Source organism: Mycobacterium sp. NPDC006124 (assembly GCF_040614235.1).
Lineage (GTDB): Bacteria > Actinomycetota > Actinomycetes > Mycobacteriales > Mycobacteriaceae > Mycobacterium.
Window position 1 is genome coordinate 230,704 of the sequence record NZ_JBEXUA010000003.1, and the last position, 17,982, is coordinate 248,685.

18 protein-coding genes are annotated in these 17,982 nt (G+C 67.8%); 12 read left to right on the forward strand and 6 right to left on the reverse strand.

Going from position 1 to position 17,982, the window contains the following annotated elements:
- The first annotated feature begins 161 nt into the window (after positions 1-161).
- The 3 genes from ABZ195_RS08050 to ABZ195_RS08060 all read left to right on the forward strand — a co-directional run bounded on the left by ABZ195_RS08050 (position 162) and on the right by ABZ195_RS08060 (position 1,964).
- Complete coding sequence (locus ABZ195_RS08050) at positions 162-635, forward strand: hypothetical protein (protein ID WP_355216499.1); 474 nt, start codon at positions 162-164, stop codon at positions 633-635.
- A gap of 81 nt (positions 636-716) precedes the next feature.
- Positions 717-1,124: a VOC family protein gene (locus ABZ195_RS08055; RefSeq protein WP_355216501.1), complete on the forward strand. Its 408-nt coding sequence runs from the start codon at positions 717-719 to the stop codon at positions 1,122-1,124.
- A gap of 93 nt (positions 1,125-1,217) precedes the next feature.
- Positions 1,218-1,964, forward strand: coding sequence for an SDR family oxidoreductase (locus ABZ195_RS08060; RefSeq protein ID WP_355216503.1), 747 nt, complete (start codon positions 1,218-1,220; stop codon positions 1,962-1,964).
- A gap of 4 nt (positions 1,965-1,968) precedes the next feature.
- On the opposite strand, the gene ABZ195_RS08065 is transcribed toward ABZ195_RS08060, so the two are convergent.
- Entirely contained in the window at positions 1,969-2,847 is an 879-nt protein-coding gene (locus ABZ195_RS08065; protein ID WP_355216505.1) for an alpha/beta hydrolase, read from the reverse strand.
- Between the two features lie 83 nt (positions 2,848-2,930).
- On the opposite strand from ABZ195_RS08065, the gene ABZ195_RS08070 reads away from it, so the two are divergent.
- The 3 genes from ABZ195_RS08070 to ABZ195_RS08080 are packed head-to-tail and all read left to right on the forward strand — an operon-like array spanning position 2,931 to position 6,299.
- On the forward strand, positions 2,931-3,434 hold the full coding sequence (locus tag ABZ195_RS08070) for a CGNR zinc finger domain-containing protein (RefSeq protein WP_355216506.1): 504 nt from the start codon (positions 2,931-2,933) through the stop codon (positions 3,432-3,434).
- A 36-nt stretch (positions 3,435-3,470) separates the two neighbouring features.
- Positions 3,471-4,895, forward strand: a complete 1,425-nt coding sequence (locus ABZ195_RS08075; protein ID WP_355216508.1) for an NAD(P)H-hydrate dehydratase — start codon at positions 3,471-3,473, stop codon at positions 4,893-4,895.
- 12 nt (positions 4,896-4,907) lie between these two features.
- Positions 4,908-6,299, forward strand: a complete 1,392-nt coding sequence (locus ABZ195_RS08080) for a glutamate decarboxylase (protein WP_355216510.1) — start codon at positions 4,908-4,910, stop codon at positions 6,297-6,299.
- Between the two features lie 3 nt (positions 6,300-6,302).
- On the opposite strand, the gene ABZ195_RS08085 is transcribed toward ABZ195_RS08080, so the two are convergent.
- A complete protein-coding gene (locus tag ABZ195_RS08085; RefSeq protein WP_355216512.1) occupies positions 6,303-8,414 on the reverse strand; it encodes a hypothetical protein in 2,112 nt (703 codons plus the stop codon).
- Positions 8,415-8,541: 127 nt separating this feature from the next.
- Here ABZ195_RS08085 and alr point away from each other — a divergent pair, with 127 nt between their 5' ends.
- Genes alr through tsaD form a run of 6 tightly spaced genes read left to right on the forward strand, consistent with a single transcriptional unit; the run spans position 8,542 to position 13,392 of the window.
- Positions 8,542-9,711 carry an alanine racemase gene (alr, locus tag ABZ195_RS08090; RefSeq protein WP_355216513.1) on the forward strand — a complete coding sequence of 390 codons (1,170 nt, stop codon included), beginning with the start codon at positions 8,542-8,544 and terminating at the stop codon, positions 9,709-9,711.
- Positions 9,708-10,802, forward strand: coding sequence for an alpha/beta hydrolase (locus ABZ195_RS08095; RefSeq protein ID WP_355216515.1), 1,095 nt, complete (start codon positions 9,708-9,710; stop codon positions 10,800-10,802). Before alr ends, ABZ195_RS08095 begins: the two co-directional genes overlap by 4 nt.
- Entirely contained in the window at positions 10,795-11,280 is a 486-nt protein-coding gene (gene tsaE / locus ABZ195_RS08100) for a tRNA (adenosine(37)-N6)-threonylcarbamoyltransferase complex ATPase subunit type 1 TsaE (RefSeq protein WP_355216517.1), read from the forward strand. Before ABZ195_RS08095 ends, tsaE begins: the two co-directional genes overlap by 8 nt.
- On the forward strand, positions 11,277-11,900 hold the full coding sequence (gene tsaB, locus ABZ195_RS08105) for a tRNA (adenosine(37)-N6)-threonylcarbamoyltransferase complex dimerization subunit type 1 TsaB (RefSeq protein WP_355216519.1): 624 nt from the start codon (positions 11,277-11,279) through the stop codon (positions 11,898-11,900). The genes tsaE and tsaB overlap by 4 nt, the downstream gene beginning before the upstream one ends.
- Entirely contained in the window at positions 11,897-12,373 is a 477-nt protein-coding gene (gene rimI / locus ABZ195_RS08110; RefSeq protein ID WP_355216520.1) for a ribosomal protein S18-alanine N-acetyltransferase, read from the forward strand. The genes tsaB and rimI overlap by 4 nt, the downstream gene beginning before the upstream one ends.
- The gene (gene tsaD, locus ABZ195_RS08115; protein WP_355216522.1) at positions 12,370-13,392 is read left to right on the forward strand and encodes a tRNA (adenosine(37)-N6)-threonylcarbamoyltransferase complex transferase subunit TsaD; all 1,023 of its coding nucleotides are present in this window, start codon (positions 12,370-12,372) and stop codon (positions 13,390-13,392) included. The genes rimI and tsaD overlap by 4 nt, the downstream gene beginning before the upstream one ends.
- A 108-nt stretch (positions 13,393-13,500) precedes the next feature.
- On the opposite strand, the gene ABZ195_RS08120 is transcribed toward tsaD, so the two are convergent.
- Genes ABZ195_RS08120 through ABZ195_RS08135 form a run of 4 tightly spaced genes read right to left on the reverse strand, consistent with a single transcriptional unit; the run spans position 13,501 to position 17,958 of the window.
- Entirely contained in the window at positions 13,501-15,156 is a 1,656-nt protein-coding gene (locus tag ABZ195_RS08120) for a glycosyltransferase (RefSeq protein ID WP_355216524.1), read from the reverse strand.
- Between the two features lie 2 nt (positions 15,157-15,158).
- Positions 15,159-16,724 carry a hypothetical protein gene (locus ABZ195_RS08125; protein WP_355216526.1) on the reverse strand — a complete coding sequence of 522 codons (1,566 nt, stop codon included), beginning with the start codon at positions 16,722-16,724 and terminating at the stop codon, positions 15,159-15,161.
- Positions 16,721-17,527 (reverse strand): glycosyltransferase family 2 protein, encoded by an 807-nt coding sequence (locus tag ABZ195_RS08130; protein ID WP_355216528.1) that lies wholly within the window; start codon positions 17,525-17,527, stop codon positions 16,721-16,723. The genes ABZ195_RS08125 and ABZ195_RS08130 overlap by 4 nt, the downstream gene beginning before the upstream one ends.
- 11 nt (positions 17,528-17,538) lie before the next feature.
- On the reverse strand, positions 17,539-17,958 hold the full coding sequence (locus tag ABZ195_RS08135) for a GtrA family protein (protein ID WP_355216530.1): 420 nt from the start codon (positions 17,956-17,958) through the stop codon (positions 17,539-17,541).
- Between the last annotated feature and the right edge of the window lie 24 nt (positions 17,959-17,982).

Genomic DNA, 17,982 nt, shown 5'->3' on the forward strand with positions numbered 1-17,982 from the left:
TCCGGCGCAGACCGTGAGAGCGCATCTGACGACATGAGCAGAAGACGCGGTTCTCGATGAGAGATTCGTCGCCCGATGATCCGCGGTTCCGTCGGTCCCGTGACCGCCTACTAGCCGCGCTCCGTGAGGTCGCGCGAGAAGGAGATCTCACGATCCCCGCCGTGAGTGTCGCGGCCGGGGTCACCCGCGCGACGTTCTACAACCACTTCGGAAGCCTCGAGGAGGCCGCCTGGCACGCGATTCGGGACAGCTTCGAGGAACTGCTCAGCCAGGATGCCGTGGCGCGACGTGCAGGTGCGCACCCCGCTGCCGTCGGCGTGCAGAGTTTGCGCAAGATCGTCGAATTGCTCCGCGTCGACGGCGCGTTGGCCCGGCTCGCCGACAGCTACCCGTCGGACACGGTTCTGCCCGGTCTGGCCGACGTCGTCTTGGCCCAGGTGCGTTGGTTCCGGGCAGAATTCGGTGCACCGACGACCTCGGATCCGGCCGCCGAAGAGGTCTACGTCGCGGCCGGCCTCTATGCCCTGCTGGCCACTGGTGCCCACGGCGACGGTGACCCCGCCGAGATCGCGACCGTGGCGTATTCGCTTCTTCCCGAATGGATGACGCACCCGGCGGCGCGTGGATCTATTTGACAATTGTCTGATAGATGGCACGATGGTCGGGGCAGCGCAGTCTGCGTCAGTTCGCAATCACCAGTCAGGGAGCTGTCCTCGATGATCGATCACGTCTACGTCTCGGTGAGTGATCCCGAGCGTTCGTTGGCGTTCTACCTCGCCGCGTTGAAGCCACTGGGGTGGCAGGTGTTTGGCAAGTACGACGCCACATCCGGCCCCGGCACCGTTCCCGATCTCTGGGGTCTGGGCAATCCCGCGTCGCGCAGCAGCATGTGGCTTCGGCAGCGCACGGCCGGTGAGACCGGGATCTACCTCGGCCTGGTCGCCGACGATCCGTCGCTGGTGGACGCGGCCTACGCGGCAGCCCTGGAGGCCGGAGGCCGTGACGACGGCATTCCCGCTGTGCGCCAATACTTCTCGGACGGCTACTACGCGGCCAACGTGGTCGACCTCGACGACAACCGACTGGAGTTCGTCCACAAGAGCTGGAATCAGAAGCCGGCCTGACCGAGGCTGCCTCGCCTCGTCGTCGAGACGCGCCACCTGGCCCTCGGGTTGGTCGTCGTCGGGCGCGCCGACGCACTCTGGTAAGCCTGCATCATGAACAGTGATAAGCGCAGTGCCATCGTGACCGGCGCCTCGGGAGGCATCGGCCGAGCGGTCGTGCGCGTCCTCGTCGACGAGGGGTTCGCCGTCACGATGGTCGGCCGTAGTGCGGACAAACTCCGCGCGGTCACCGAGTCCGTCGTCGAATCCGATGGGCCCGAAGTGCATTGGCTGTCCGGATCGGTGTCCGAGGAGGGCTTCCTCGACGAGATCGTGGACCGTCACTCAGCGCGCTTCGGCTCGCTCGACCTGCTGGTCAACAATGCCGGCATCGCGGGAAGCCTGCCCGTCGGCGAACAGACCGCCGAGTTCGTCGACGATCACCTGTCCACCAACATCCGGGCGGTCATCCTGCTGACCGACAAGTGCCTGCCCATGTTGCGTGAGGCCGTCGGTCGGCGGGGCAGCGCACAGGTGGTCAACACCGCGTCCAACGCGGGCAAGCGCGGCGAGGCCGGTCTGGCAACGTATTCCGCGACCAAGGCCGCGGTGGTGGGGTACACCGAGGCGCTGCACGACGAGTTGGCCGGCGAGGGCATCAAGGCGACGGCCATCTGTCCGGGCCTGGTCGACACCCCGATGGCCGACCAGTATCGAGAAGGCGGTGCGGTCGAGATGATCAGTCCCGACGACGTCGCCGAGGCGATCCGGTTCACCACCAGGGTGTCGAGGGCGTGCGTCATTCCGGAGATCATCTTGTTGCGACCGACGGAATGGGTTGCGGCCTCGGAGATCCGCTAACCGGTCAGCCGAGGTGTGCGGCCAGGAACGGACGCATCAGCGCGACGACGGCGTCGAGCTTGCTCTCCAGGAGGAAGTGGCCGCCGTCGAGCAAATTGACCTCGGCCGTCGGCAGATCACCGGTGAAGGCCAATGCGCCTGCAGGCCCGAAGATCTCGTCATGGCGACCCCAGACGGCCAGCAGCGGCACCTGGGACGTGCGGAAGTACTCGTGCACCCGTGGGTAGAGCTCGACGTTGGTGATGTAGTCGGCGAACAGCTCGAGCTGGATCGCGATCGATTCCTCGGTGTCGGCGACGGCGCTGTGGGCATTGGTCCAGGAGTCCGGGTCGACGAGCGTCGGGTCCGAGACGCCGTGCGTGTACTGCCACTTCAGGCCTTCGGGGCTGATGAGTCCGCGTAACACCTCGGCGTTGGCCGGTGAGCGGTCCCGGCCGTAGGCGAACAGCGGCTCCATCGCGTCGCCGACGAACCCCTCGACGTAGGCGTTGCCGTTCTGGGTGACGACTGCGGCGAGGCGCTCCGGGTGCCGCAGCGCGAGCCGCCACCCGACCGGTGCGCCGTAGTCCTGGACGTAGAGCGCGTATCGCGTCAGGCCGAGGTGGTCGAGCAGCTGCTCGACGTGGTCGGCCAGCGAGTCGAAGGTGTAGTCGAATTCGTCGACGGCGGGACGGTCGGAGTGGCCGAAGCCCGGGTAGTCGGGCGCGATGACGTGGTAGCTGTCGGCCAGGGCGGGAATGAGGTTGCGGTACATGTGCGAACTGGCCGGCGTGCCGTGCAGCAGCACGACGGCCGGGGCGTCGGGCGAGCCCGCCTCGCGGTAGAAGATCTGCCGGCCGGCGATCTCGGCGTAGCGGTGGTGCGTGCGGTGTTCCGACGTCATGTCTAACCCCTTCGATTGGTTTTAGTGGTTGCGAAGAGTGAACGCCCATCGACCTAACCTGTCAAGTGAACTATGATGGTTAGATGGAGACTGACTGGTCGACGGTGTTGCTCGACCTGCTCAACACGACGCCGGTCGTCCACGGGACGGGCACCGACCTGCTGGCCGACGACGCGGCCACCCGGCGGTGGCTGCGGCGACACCACGGTGAGGGCGAAGACCTCGCCGCCGTCCGCCGGGTCCGTGACGATCTACAGCGCGTCGTGCGCGGGGATGCCCAGGCCGAGGTGCTCGACCGCTATCTGGGGAGCGTGCGACGGCGGCCGACGATGCGCGACGACGGCCTGCACTGGTCACTGGAGTCGGCCGACTGGCCGGCCCGCGTCGTGCTGGCCTGGGGTGAGGTGCAGAACCAGCGGCCCGGACGGCTCCGACCGTGCGCCAACGGCGAGTGCCACCTGTTCCTGCTGGACCGCAGCCGGGCCGGCACCGGCCGCTGGTGCTCGATGAGCGAGTGTGGCAATCGGATGAAGGCGCGCCGCCACTACGACAGGACCGTGGGCAGGGCGGGGCATCTCCCGGAGTAGGCCGAACTCGCAGCATCACGACGTAACGTAGGCCGGGTGCGGCATTACTACTCCGCGGACGTCATCCGCGCGGCGGAAGCGCCGCTGCTGGCCAGCCTTCCCGACGGCGTACTGATGCGCCGGGCCGCTCACGGTCTCGCCGGGGCGATCGCCCGCGAACTGCGCGACCGCACCGGCGGCGTCGCGGCCCGCCACGTCTGCGCGGTCGTCGGCTCCGGAGACAACGGCGGCGACGCGCTGTGGGCCGCCACGTTCCTCCGGCGTCGCGGCGTCGCGGCCTCGGCGGTCCTGCTCAACCCGCAGCGCGTGCACCGACAGGGCCTCGCCGCCTTCACCCGTGCCGGTGGGCGCCTCGTCGAAATCGTGCCGACCGCAACCGATCTGGTGCTCGACGGCGTCGTCGGCATCTCCGCCAGCGGGTCGCTGCGCCCGGACGCCGCGGCGGTGTTCGCCGGCGTCGAGGCGGCTGGCATTCCCGTCGTGGCGGTCGACCTACCCAGCGGCGTCGACGTCGCCACCGGCGCGACCGACGGACCCCACGTCCGGGCCGCGCTCACCGTCACCTTCGGTGGTCGCAAACCCGTGCACGCCCTCGGCGAATGCGGCCGCGTCGAACTCGTCGACATCGGCCTGGACCTTCCCGATGGTGACCTGGTCAGCCTGGAGGCCCCGGACGTCGCCAGCCGCTGGCCGGTGCCGGGGCCGAAGGACGACAAGTACACCCAGGGCGTCACCGGCGTGCTGGCCGGCTCGGCCACCTACCCGGGCGCGGCGATCCTGTGTACCGGATCTGCCGTCGCCGCCACCGCCGGCATGGTCCGTTACGCGGGAACCGCTGACGCCGAAGTGGTCTCGCATTGGCCCGAGGTGATCGCGACGTCCTCTGCCGAGGACGCGGGCCGCGTCCAGGCGTGGGTGGTGGGTCCTGGGATCGGCACCGACGACGCTGGCGAGGGCGCCCTGCGATTCGCCCTGGACGCGGACCTGCCGGTGGTGGTCGACGCCGATGCGCTGACGGTGCTCGCCGCGCATCCCGAGCTGCTGCGGGGGCGTTCGGCGCCCACGGTGCTGACGCCGCACGCCGGCGAGTTCGCCCGGCTGGCAGGCCATCCGCCCGGGGACGACCGGGTGGCCGCGACACGCGCGCTGGCCGACGAACTCGGCGCCACCGTGCTGTTGAAGGGAAACGTCACCGTCGTCGCCGAACCGAACACCCGGCGCGCCTACCTCAACCCCGCCGGTCAGTCCTGGGCGGCGACCGCAGGCTCGGGCGACGTGCTGTCCGGTGTCATCGGATCGCTGCTGGCCGCCGGGCTGCCCGGCGGCGAGGCCGCCGCGATGGCGGCCTTCGTCCACGCCCGCGCCGCCCGCCTGTCGGCAGAGAACCCCGGACCGCGACCGGCACCGACCTCGGCGTCGGGAATCCTTACCCACATTCGTTCATCCATCGCCAATCTCTAGAAGGGACAACAGATGTCACCCAGGCTCAGTCCGTCCGCGTCGATCGCCCCGGCCTACACCGGCCGGCTGTCCACGGCTCCGGTGCCGACGTTGCGGATGCCCGAGGACTCGATGGATCCACAGGCTGCATACCGGTTCATCCACGACGAGCTGATGCTCGACGGCAGTTCGCGACTGAACCTCGCCACGTTCGTGACGACGTGGATGGACCCCGAGGCCGAGAAGCTGATGGCCGAGACGTTCGACAAGAACATGATCGACAAGGACGAGTACCCGGCCACCGCCGCGATCGAGCAGCGCTGCGTCTGCATGGTCGCCGACCTCTTCCACGCCGAGAACCTCCGCGACGACGATCCGAGCAGCGCCGTCGGCGTCTCCACGGTCGGATCGAGCGAAGCGGTGATGTTGGCCGGCCTGGCGATGAGCTGGCGATGGCGGGCCAAGGTCGGCGACGGCAAGAACGGCTGGCGGTCTCGGCGGCCAAACCTGGTGATGGGCAGCAACGTTCAGGTCGTGTGGGAGAAGTTCTGCCGGTACTTCGACGTCGAGCCCGTCTACCTCCCGATGGAGGAGGGGCGCTACGTCATCACCCCCGAGCAGGTTCTCGCGGCGGTCAACGAGGACACCATCGGCGTCGTCGCGATCCTCGGCACCACCTACACCGGTGAGCTCGAACCGGTCGCCGAGATCTGTGCGGCGCTCGACGAGGTGGCCTCCGGAGGGGGAGTGGACGTTCCGGTGCACGTCGACGCCGCCAGTGGCGGCTTCGTGGTGCCATTCCTGCATCCCGACGTGGTCTGGGACTTCCGCCTGCCCCGGGTGGTGTCGATCAACGTCAGCGGCCACAAGTACGGCCTGACCTACCCCGGCATCGGCTTCGTGGTGTGGCGCAACGCCGACCACCTGCCCGAGGAGTTGGTGTTCCGCGTCAACTACCTGGGTGGTGACATGCCTACCTTCACCCTCAACTTCTCCAAGGGCGGCAACCAGGTCATCGGCCAGTACTACAACTTCCTGCGCCTCGGCCGCGCCGGCTACGGCCAGGTGATGAGCTGCCTGTCGCAGACGGCTCGGTGGCTCGGTGACCAACTGCGCGACAGCGAGCACTTCGAGCTGATCTCCGACGGTTCGGCGATCCCGGTGGTGGCCTTCAAGCTCAAGGGCACCCGCGGATACACCGAGTTCGACGTCTCGCATGCGCTGCGGGCCTACGGCTGGCAGGTGCCCGCCTACACCATGCCGGACGACGCCACCGACGTCACGGTCCTGCGCGTGGTGGTCCGCGAGGGCTTCTCGACCGATCTGGCCCGAGCGCTCAAGGACGACACGTTGACGGTCCTCAAGACCCTCGACGAACTCCAGCCCGACGGCCACTTCGACGGGGTGCAACCCTTCGCCCACTGATCATCAGCAGGTGAGCGGGGGCAAGTCGGCGATGCGCACGACACCCGCCGTCGACGGGCTGGAGTAGTCCTCCAGGTCGGCGCGGGTGTTCACCGCCATGCTCCCGCCGCCGGTCGCGACGACGCGGTCGTCGAGTGACACGACGCCGCCCGTTCTGCCGTCGACGACGGTCGCGCGACCGATCTGGTGCACGGGCCTGCGCAGCACGACGTAGGGCCCGGCCACGTGTAGCTCGCCCTCGAGGCCGTACCAGGGCTTCTCGAGCCTGACCTGGGTCACACCGGCGTCCGGTGACCAGTGCCCCACACCGGTGTCGGTGACCCATGCGTAGGCGACGCCGTCGCTCACGAGTGTGTCATCGTCGGGGCGGACCCCCGCGGCGACGAGCAGCGCGGGTAAATCCGCCACGACGTGTGTCGCCGTTCGCAGGTCCCGGTCCTGCCACGCGACGCCGACCGGCGTCACCTGCAATTGCCGAAGGACCTGTCCTCGGCCCACTTCGGCCACGGCGCCCGACTCGAGCGCCTGGGACATGACCACGTCGCGGCCGTCTTCCCCGGTGATCCAGTACACCGTGTCCCCGAAGAGGGCCGCCGCGTAGAGCTGTTGCCCCGATTGAGGCTGTTCTGCATCGGGGGTGATCTGCGCGATGGTGCGCACCGAGTCGTCCCTGCGGTCGATGACGTCCACGCGGGTGAGCGGCCGGGCCTGCCCGTCCTCATAGTCCACGACGACACCCACGACGATCCACCGCTCGCCGAGCGCCGCGAACTCGATCCTCTCGCGATCCGGGTTCGCGACCCGGTACACACGCCGCTCCGAGTGATCGGTCTTGCGGAGCAGCAGTTCATGCGTCTGGGCCTCGTCATGGCTGACCGCGACCACACCGTCGGGCCCGACGGCCAGCGCTCGGGTCTTACCGCCGGTGTGAATCTCGCCGTCCGTCAGTGCTTTCCGCCAGGCGGCGGGCAGCGTCATCTCGCACGATGGCCGAGTGGTCGCCGCGTCCTCCGACGAGGTGCACGACAGCTGTGGCATCGCGTCGGCGCGGAGCACCTGCAGGGCGAAGGGGTCGTCGAGCCTTCCGGCCTGAATGGTTCCGCTCTGGATGGCGAGCGTCCCGCCCCCGCCGCCGACGATCTCGTCGTGGAGGCTGAGCAGCGCCCCGCTGCGGGTGTCGACGAGCACCGAGAGTACGTCCTGCGCGTAGTCCTTGGTGCCCTCCATGCGGCCGAGCGCGACGTATGGGCCTGCGAGGTGCACCGAGGGCTGGACCTGCGCACCCTTGCCGAAGAGTCGCGCGGTGGCGATTCGGGTGAGGCCGGTGTCCGGCGCCCATCGTGCGACCCCGGTGCCGCCCTCGGCGACGCCGGTGATCCAGGCGTACGCGTCGCCGTCGCGGACGAGCGAGATCTGGTCGGCGTCGATACCGGGTACCGACGCCAACTGCGCGGGAATCGGCTGCAGGCCGTGGAACACCCTGGGCCCGTCGTAGAAGTCCGTCGCCCAGCTGAGTCCGGTTGCGGTGGCGCGCAGGTCGAGCATCGCGCCGGTCGCGACATCGGCACTGACGGATGTCCCGAGGTCGAACGAGTGCAGCGTCCCGCCATGGGAGTCGGGGGACTGGCCGATGGGATGAGTGATCCAGTACAACGTTCCGTCGCGCAGGGCCGGCGAGCCGTCATCCGCACGTGCCGGCACGCTGCGCGCCGAGCCGTCACGCCGATCGACGACGCGGGTGGTGCCGTCGTCGAGCCCGAGGACGATCCACCGCTCGTCGATCTCCGCATTGACGACGTGCAGTCGTGGATCGGGAATCTCGTAGGCCGTCGTGGTGGTCCCGTTGGGCTGGATCAGTCGCAGCTCGTCGTCGAGGTTGGCGAGGACCTCGCCCGCAGGATCGACGGCGAGTACTTCGTCACCTTCGTCGCCCGAGATGCGGGTACCGGCAACGGCGCGCTTCACGTCGGGGGTGTACGGCACCTGGCACGCCGCGCGCGTCACCGTGGTCGGGGCGGTGTCGAGCGGTGCGGTTGCCCCCGGCGTGGTGGCGGGAAGCGGAGCGGCGCACGCGGCCGCGGTGAGCACGAGCACCGTGAGCGGCAGCGTGCGCATGAGCCAAAAATACCGGGGTGGAACCTTCGCGGAGGGCGTTTCGTAGGGCCACCGCGAACGCCGACGGCGATCATTCGCGAGCGTCAGATTCGGCCAGTCGACCCGTTCTGGGACAATCGACGGTGACATGACCATCCATCAGGCCGACCCCGCCACGACGAGTACCTCTGCGCAGGCAGTGGTCGACCTCGCCGCGATCCGGCACAACGTGCGCCTCCTGCGCGAGCTGGCCGGCTCGGCCGAGGTGATGGCCGTGGTCAAGGCCGACGGCTACGGTCACGGAGCGGCCCGGGTCGGGCGGGCCGCCGTCGAGGCCGGCGCCTCCGAGCTGGGCGTGGCGACGCTCGGCGAGGCACTCGAACTGCGTGGGGACGGCGTGACCGCCCCCGTGCTGTGCTGGTTGCACGCACCGGGCACCGACTTCGCGCCCGCGTTGACCGGCGACGTCCAGATCGGGGTGTCCTCGACCCGGCAGCTGAGCGAGGTGCTCGACGCCACCCGTCGCACCGGCCGCCCGGCGACCGTCACGGTCAAGGTGGACACCGGTCTGAGTCGCAACGGTGTCAGCGCCGCCGAACTTCCCGCCCTGCTGACCGCGCTGAGACGGGCAGTCTCCGACGAGTCGATACGGCTTCGCGGCCTGATGTCGCACCTGGCGTGCGGCGACGACCCGACCAGCCCGGTCAACGACTGGCAGGCCCAGCGCTTCACCGAGGTGCGCCGGCAGGCCAACGAGGCTGGCGTGGAGTTCGAGATCCACCACCTGGCCAACTCGCCGGCCGCCATGACGCGCAAGGACCTGGCCTTCGACCTGGTCCGGCCCGGGATCGCGGTGTACGGGCAGACCCCGATTCCCGCCATGGGCGACATGGGATTGCGACCCGCCATGACGCTGAGGGCTCCGGTGGCCGCCGTGCGGCGGCTCCGTGCGGGCGACGGGGTCTCCTACGGCCACACGTGGATCGCCGACCGCGACACCACCGTCGCGCTCATCCCGCTGGGATACGCCGACGGCGTGTTCCGCGGGTTGAGTGGCCGGATGTCGGTTCTGGTCAACGGGCGCCTGCGGCCAAACGTCGGCCGCATCTGCATGGACCAGTTCGTCGTCGACCTGGGTCCCGGACCGGTGGGGGTGAGCGAGGGCGACGACGCCGTGCTCTTCGGTCCCGGGGACGGCGGCGAACCCACCACGCAGGACTGGGCGACGACGCTGGGCACCATCAACTACGAGATCGTCACCAGCCCGCGCGGCCGGGTGTCCCGGGTGTACGTCGACGAGTCGGGTGAAAGCCGTTGAGCCATAAGCGAAGAGGACAATGGCTCGCGGGCTTGGCCGGCCTGTCGGCCGTCGGCGGGCTCGCCGGCACCACCGTGGCACGATCTCTCACCAGGCGGGTCACCGACGTGGACCCACACCAGGACGAGGACTTCGAACTGCTCGACGCGGATCGCGGCTGCGTGGTGACGACCTCGGACGGCGTGCCCCTGGCGGTCCGTGAGGTCGGCCCGGAGGACGCGCCCCTGACCGTCGTCTTCGCCCACGGATTCTGTCTGCGCATGGGAGCGTTCTACTTTCAGCGGGCGCGGCTCACCGAACAGTGGGGCTCGCAAGTCCGGATGGTGTTCTACGACCAGCGTGGCCACGGTCAGTCGGGTGAGGCGCCCCCCGACACCTACACCGTTCCGCAGCTGGGTCACGACCTCGAGACCGTGCTCTCGGTGATGGCTCCCCGCGGGCCGGTCGTCCTCGTCGGACACTCCATGGGCGGCATGACCGTGCTGTCCCACGCGAGGCAATATCCGCAGCGCTACCCGAGCCGCGTCGTCGGCGTCGCCCTCATTTCCTCTGCTGCCGAAGGGGTTTCACGTTCTCCCTTGGGTGAGGTTCTGAAGAATCCCGTGCTGGAGGCCGCCCGCTTCGCCGTGCGCTACGCACCCAAGACGGTGCATCGCACCCGCGGTGCGGCCAGTTCGGTGATCGGCCCCGTGTTGCGGGCCGCGTCCTACGGCGACGACGAGGTCAGCCGCAGTGTCGTCGCGTTCTCCGAGCGGATGATGCACGACACGCCCGTCGCCACCCTGGTCGGATTCCTTCATGCGCTGGAGGTGCATGACGAGACGGCCGCCCTGGCCGTGTTGGCCAAGGTGCCCTCGCTCATCGTCTGCGGCGACCACGATCTGCTCACCCCCCACGAGTACTCCGAGGCCATGGCGACGGAGTTGCCCAAGTCCGAACTCGTCATCGTCGGCGGCGCGGGCCATCTCGTCGAACTGGAACGCCCCGAGATCGTCGACGACGCCTTGGTCCGACTGGTCGGGCGCGCGACGCCGTCCAAGCTCGTCGCGATGACGCGGCGGCTGCGGGAGCGGGTGCGCACCCATGGCTGAGGTTCTCGCCGGCACGGCGGAATTGCCCACCGCAGAGGACACATTGGCGTTCGGAGCCCGGCTGGGCGCCGACCTCGTCGCCGGTGACGTGGTCGTGCTGTCAGGCCCACTGGGTGCCGGAAAGACCGTGGTGGCCAAGGGGATCGCCCAGGCCATGCACGTCGACGGTGCCGTCACCTCGCCGACCTTCGTGCTGGCGCGGGTGCATCCGGCACTGCGGGTCGGGGCGCCGGCCATGGTCCACGTCGACGTGTACCGCCTGCTCGACCATGCCGGGGCGGACCTGCTCGCCGAACTCGACTCCCTGGATCTGGACACCGATCTGGACGACGCCGTGGTGGTGGTCGAATGGGGTGAGGGCCTGGCGGAGCGGCTGTCCGAGCGCCACCTCGACATCAGGCTCGAGCGCGGTGGCGACACCGACGTGCGGATCGCCACCTGGGCCTGGCACCGAGGAACCGAGGGCCCGCGCGCGTGACCATCGTCCTGGCCATCGACACCGCCACGCCCGCCGTCACCGCGGGCGTCGTGCGCCGCACCCCGTCCGGCGTCGACGTCCTCGGCGAGCGGGTGACCGTCGACCCCCGCGCCCACGCCGAACGACTCACCCCAAACGTGCTGGGTGCCTTGGCCGACGCGGGCCTCGGGATGGCCGACCTGGGCGCCGTGGTCGTCGGGTGCGGCCCCGGTCCCTTCACCGGACTGCGCGTCGGCATGGCAACCGGTGCGGCCTACGGGCACGCCCTGGGCCTGCCGGTGTTTGGCGTCTGCAGTCTCGACGCCATCGGCGTGGACACCACCGGTGACGTGCTGGTGGTCACCGACGCCCGGCGACGCGAGGTGTACTGGGCGCGCTACCGCGACGGCGTCCGCATCGAGGGCCCTGCGGTGAACACTCCCGCCGACGTCCCCGCCGACGCGTCTGCCGTCGCCGGCTCCCCGCCGCACGCCGCGTTGTTCGACCTGCCCCGACTCGAAGTCGAGCAACCCACGGCCTCGGGCCTGGTGCGGGCCGCGGACTGGGCCAACGAGCCGAAACCTCTGGTGCCGCTCTATCTTCGGCGTCCCGACGCCACACCGTCGCAGGCCCGCCCGTGACGGTGGAGTACGGCCCGCTGACGATCGGTGACGCGGACCGCTGCGCCGAACTGGAGGCCGAGCTGTTCCCCGGTGACGACCCCTGGCCGGCGGTCGCCTTCATCCGGGAATTGGACTCCGCGCACAACCACTACGTGGCGGCGCGCCTCGACGGCGAGCTGGTCGGGTACGCGGGGGTGAGCCGGCTGGGCCGCAAGCCGCCGTTCGAATACGAGGTGCACACGATCGGCGTCGACGCCCGATTCCAGGGACGCGGCATCGGCCGGGTGCTGCTCGATCACCTGTTGACCATCGCCGATGGTGGCACCGTCTTCCTCGAGGTGAGGACCGACAACGTCGCGGCGATCGCCCTGTACGAAAGCGTCGGCTTCACCGTAATGGGCGTTCGCAAGCGGTATTACCGCATCAGCGGCGCCGACGCCTACACGATGCGACGGGACGCCGAGAAGGCGGCCGGGGGAGGAGTCCGATGATCGTCCTTGCCATCGAGAGTTCTTGTGACGAAACGGGAGTCGGAATCTGCCGACTCGACGACGACGGCACCGTGACGCTCCTGGCCGACGAGGTGGCCTCCAGCGTCGACGAACACGCCCGCTTCGGCGGCGTGGTCCCCGAGATCGCCTCCCGCGCGCACCTGGAGGCGCTGGGCCCCACGATGCGCCGGGCGCTGTCGACGGCGGAGGTGTCGAGGCCCGACGTCGTCGCCGCCACCATCGGCCCCGGCCTGGCCGGTGCGCTGCTGGTGGGCGTGGCTGCGGCCAAGGCGTACGCGGCGGCGTGGGAAGTGCCGTTCTACGGCGTCAACCACCTCGGCGGGCACCTCGCCGCGGACGTCTACGACCATGGGCCGCTGCCCGAGAGCGTCGGACTACTGGTCTCGGGCGGGCACACCCACCTGCTGCACGTGCGGTCGCTCGGCGAGCCGATCGAAGAGATCGGCAGCACCGTGGACGACGCCGCCGGCGAGGCCTACGACAAGATCGCCCGGCTGCTCGGTCTCGGCTACCCCGGTGGCCGGGTGCTCGACGAGCTCGCCCGCACCGGCGATCGCGACGCGATCACCTTTCCCCGCGGGATGACCGGCCCCCGCGACGATCCGTACGCCTTCAGCTTCTCGGGGCTCAAGACCGCGGTCGCGCGCTACGTCGAGTCTCACCCGGACGCCGCGACGGCCGACGTCGCGGCCGGCTTCCAGGAGGCCGTCGCCGACGTGCTGACCAAGAAGGCCGTACGCGCCGCCGACGCCCTGGGGGTGTCGACGCTGCTGATCGCCGGCGGCGTCGCGGCCAATTCCCGTCTCCGCGAGCTCGCCGAAGAGCGTTGTGCCGCAGCGGGTCTGACCTTGCGCGTACCTCGGCCGCGGTTGTGCACCGACAACGGCGCCATGATCGCCTCGTTCGCCGCGCATCTGATCGCAGCCGGGGCGGCACCCTCGTCGCTGACGGCCGCGACCGACCCCGGGTTGCCGGTGATCAGAGGACAGGTTGCCTGAGACTGCCGCTACAGGCGAATGTGGCGTGCCGCCGCTGCGAGTCGGCAGACCGTAACCACGCGGGCGACAGGCACGCGATCGGTGGCCGCGTGCGTGGTCGGCCTCCACTTAGGCGGTATCGCGCGTCTTCGCCCTGCTCGCTGCTGTTGCCTTGGCGATCTCTTCAGCAGTGACTGCCATGGCGGTTGCGATCTCGTCGTCGGTTTCCGGCACCGCTGCTACGACAGTAACCAGCTGCTCCTCAAGCGGCGCAACGCTTCTGAGCCCACCGCCGGCGATGTCGAGGGTGTGCAGGTCGTGGCCATGTTCGGTCTTGTCCCAGAAGTGACGCATCCGGGGATTGAGGAGCTCGTAGCATGCCTTGGCCAACGACAGAACGGTCATCATCGGCCAGATACCCGTCAGCACCAGGATCATGTACTTGATGGTGCCGAAACCCTCGTGTTTGGTCGCCACGGCGACGTGTTGCAGGAAGAGGACGAAGTTGCCGAAGACGAGCAGCAGCACGCCGAGGTACAACAGCAGACCGGGAAACAACTGCTCGATCGCAGGCGATCTCGTCGCGAAGTAGGCATACGTCAGGAGCCACGAACACGCACTGAGCAGAATCGACAGCGGTGTGCCCAGCAGGAATAGCACGTAAACGATCCACCGGACAGGTCCGATCTGCCGCATCGTGCGAAGCGGGCTGCGGGTGAAGATCAACCCGGTCTGGATGTAGCCCTTGAGCCACCGCGACTTCTGCGGGATCAGAGTCTTGGTCTTGGTGGTGGCAACCTCGTTGGTCACGCTGTCGAGCATGGCAATCCTGAAGCCGTGCAGCGCAAGTGCTCCTGCGAGGTCAGCGTCCTCGGTGACGTTGAACATGTCCCAGATGCCGGCCCAGGTGACGCCTTCGGGTTGTTGGTCGGGATCGATGCTGACCCGCGCCAACATCTCGAGGCGGAAGTGGTTGGACGTGCCGCCCAGCGGTGGGATCCAGCCGAGCTTGGCCATGCCCGGCAAGACCCAGCCGAAGTGAATGAGGTACTCCGCCCACATGAGTCGGGAGACCCAACTACTCGTCTGGTTGGAGAACTCCAGGCGGGCCTGCAGGCACACGACTTTGGAGTCGATCCGGTCGTAGGCCCGGAACATCCCAACGGATCGCAGCAATTGATCGGGGTCGGGACGGTCCTCGGCGTCGTAGATGACGCAGAGTCGGGCTGCCCGCTCCCTCTTGGAGAGGCGTGAATCGGTCATCGCCACGTGAGCGCCGTAGTTCAACGCGCGCTGCTTGCCGTAGGGCTTGATGTCGGGGACCTCCAACACCTCGATGAAGGACGGAATCTCAACGGCGTCAATCGCATCACGGGTGCCCGGATCACGATCCCGGGTCTCGACGAGCAGCTTCACGGTCAGCCTGTTCTTCGGATATTCCACCGCGCTCATGCCGCGAATCATCGGCTCGATCATCGCCGCTTCCCGGAACATCGGGACCAAAACCAGGTAGTGCGGCAGAGTCGGGTCATCGATCGACGGGACCTCGTAGTCGGGGTATTCGTACTTGGTCGAGGCGTACCAGAGTCCCATCTTCACGAGGCCGACGAAGACCGCGAAGAAGATCAGCACCGACGCGACGGCGATCTTCGCGATCGTCAGCGGGATCACGGCCACGCCGACGACGACCAGGCTGGCGAATACGACCAAGACTGCGATCTGACCCGTGTTGACGACGGTCGCCGCAGTGTGTCGCGTCGGCTCGCCCATCTTCGTCTTCAACATGTCTAGCCCTTGATCTCGTAAGCCGAGTAGAGATCGTTCTGGAAGACTCTTTCGTAGTTCCCGATCTTGCTGGAGCCGTTCAATTCCACGTACGTCTGGTCGGGGGTCTTTCCGCCCCGCATCACGATCCACTTGATCTCCTGACCCGGCGGATTACTGAGTGCGGGATCCCACAGTCGGTAGCTGCCCTCGTAGACGTTGTTGGTGAGTGCAATCCCGGCGTGGAAGAGAATCGATTCGTTGCCGAACGACTCGATCAGGATGACGCCGCCGTCATAGTGCTCGCGGAGGAACTCGCTAGTGTCCAGGGCGACTCGGGAGAATCCGAAGGCGCTGCCTTCCCTAGCCGTGACGATCTGCGTCGGCCCGCCCGGCAGGAGAGGCAGCAGCGCACATGCTGCGGCAACCGTCGTGCCGACGACCCAGGTCCTGGCGGGCAGTTGGCTGAGCAGGTACGCGACGAGGACCGCCGCGGGAACGGACATCAGCAGTCCGAACCGTAGATTGTAGAGATCGCCCGTCACCTGAGTCACGTGGAGCGGCCGCTGCCCGACGAAGAGTGCCATCACGAAGAATGGAGCGACGGCCAGCAATCCCAGTACTGGAAGCGAATCGATTCGACGGCGGAACAGCGCGATGGCCACTGCGCCGGCGATCATGGCGATCATGACGACGATGCCGAGGTCCTCCACCACCGCATACCAGTAGGTCTTGGCCGCGATGCCCAGATTTCCGACGGCCTGTTCACCCTCGCCCACCCAGAGGGACGGCTTCGCGTACTTCCCGTTCTGAAAGTTCAACGCGTTGCCGAAGATCAGCAGGTTCCACCCCAGCCAGAGGATGATCGCGGCGCCCGCGATGAAGCCGAAACTCAGCGTCAGTCCGGCCACCGCCTGGCGACCGTATTGACGCCACGCGGCGAAGACGACGATCACCCCGAATACCAACGTGATGGCCCAGGCCTCGTAACGCGTCAGACACGCGAGGAACGCGGCGACTGCGGCGGCGAACAGGTAGGGGTACTTCTCTAGATGCTCTTGCGTTTGAAGCCACTGCTGCACGTAGTACGCCGTCGCGGTAATCGTCGCGAAGAGAAGCAGTTCCGACATCGGAGTGGACTGCATGTAGAGAACGTTCGGGTTGAGCGCGAACACCGCCAAGCCGCCGAGCGCCGGGATCCTGGAACGCACCAACCCGAACCCCATTTTGTACACGTAGATGCACGCGATGACGTAACTGGCCATGCTGACCGCGCTACCGGCGAAGCCGCTGTAGTAGAACGGCGTGAACCAGATCAACGGCAACATGAGGAGGTGTGGCAGCGGCAGCCAGACTCCTCCCAACTGGGCGAAGCCAGCTGTCGGACTGTCAAGGGTGCGCGAGGCGATCTGCAGATGCGAGATTGAGTCTGCATATCCTAGCGCCATGTCCTTGCTGGCGAAGTACCAGTAGGCAGCGATCGAGATGAGCGCAGCACCGAGCGCCACGTACCGCACCGTGTGGTCGCGTCGAGTCGTATTCGCCGCGCCTTCCAGAGGCTGCTCCAGCGATTCCGCGGTGATGGTCACACTGCCTCCTGCCCGGTCAGCGGGAGGTACCCTGGCGCCACGCTCGGTAGGCCTGAAACGCGCACTGGCAACCGGTTGCGTGCGGCGGCCAGTTCGCGCCGGACTGCGTACAGGTCGTTGAACGAACGCATGACGACTTTCGGGTCGAGGCCGGATTGCTTGCCGTTGGCCCGCGGATAGTGCGGGACAGGCACTTCGACCATTCGTTCGCCTGCTCGGTGCAAACGCGCGAGCAATTCGGGTGAGATCGCCGCATAGTCGCTCTGCAACTGCGCGACGACGGCCTCGACCGCCGACCGGTGAAGCAACTTGAAACCACAGTCGACGTCGGAGGCGTCGTACTTCAGTACGAGTCGACTGACGCCATGCCATCCACGCCCTGCAGCCCGGCGGGCAAGGTTGTCCGCGCGCTTGGCGCGCACTCCCAGTACGACGTTGACCTTGTGGGAGTTCGCGGCGACCAGGAGCATCGCCAGATCCGCCGGATTGAACTGGCCGTCGGAATCGCAGTAGGCGATCCATTCGTGGCCGGTCGCCAGCGCGGCCTCGAGACCTGAGCGCAACGCGCGGCCGTAGCCGTGATTGGTGACATGGGTGACGACGTCGATGGGATAACGGTTCTCGATGTCGGCGAGAACGGCCGGTGTCCCGTCCGTTGACCCGTCGTCTATCACGATGACAGCTCGCTGCGCGATCCCGCTTCCGTCGAAGAACTCGTAGGCGCGGCCCACGACGTCCTCGAGATTGGCTGCCTCGTTGAAGGCTGGCATGAACAGGGCAACGCTCGGCGCGTGCGCTGTCATCGGCAAAATGTTCATGTTGTGGTCTCCAAAGTGACGTGTCGTTGTTCGTGTTCGATCCTGAAAACGAAGAAGTGGTTGATCGAGAAAGTCCAGAACGCGGTGGCGACATTCGCCAGCAGCATTGCGGCCCAGTACGAGAGACCGGTCTGAACGAGAAGCCAGAACGTGCTGGCGTTGACTACGATCACTGAAATCAGCGCATTGGTGTTGAACTTGACGAAGCGCATCAAAAGGCTTTCGGCATCCTGCCGGTCACCCCACGTGAACAGCTGGCTTAGCACGAAGTTGACCTGCGCTGACACTAGAAACGCCAGTACGTCGGCCGGATAGAGGGAGATTGCCCCGCGGAGGAGGTGCACCAACCCGAGCTGTATCAGGTAGCAGGTGACTCCGACCGCAGTGAAGCGTAGAACCCGTGTTGCGAGCGCCATAGGCAAGCCTTCGATGTGAGATGA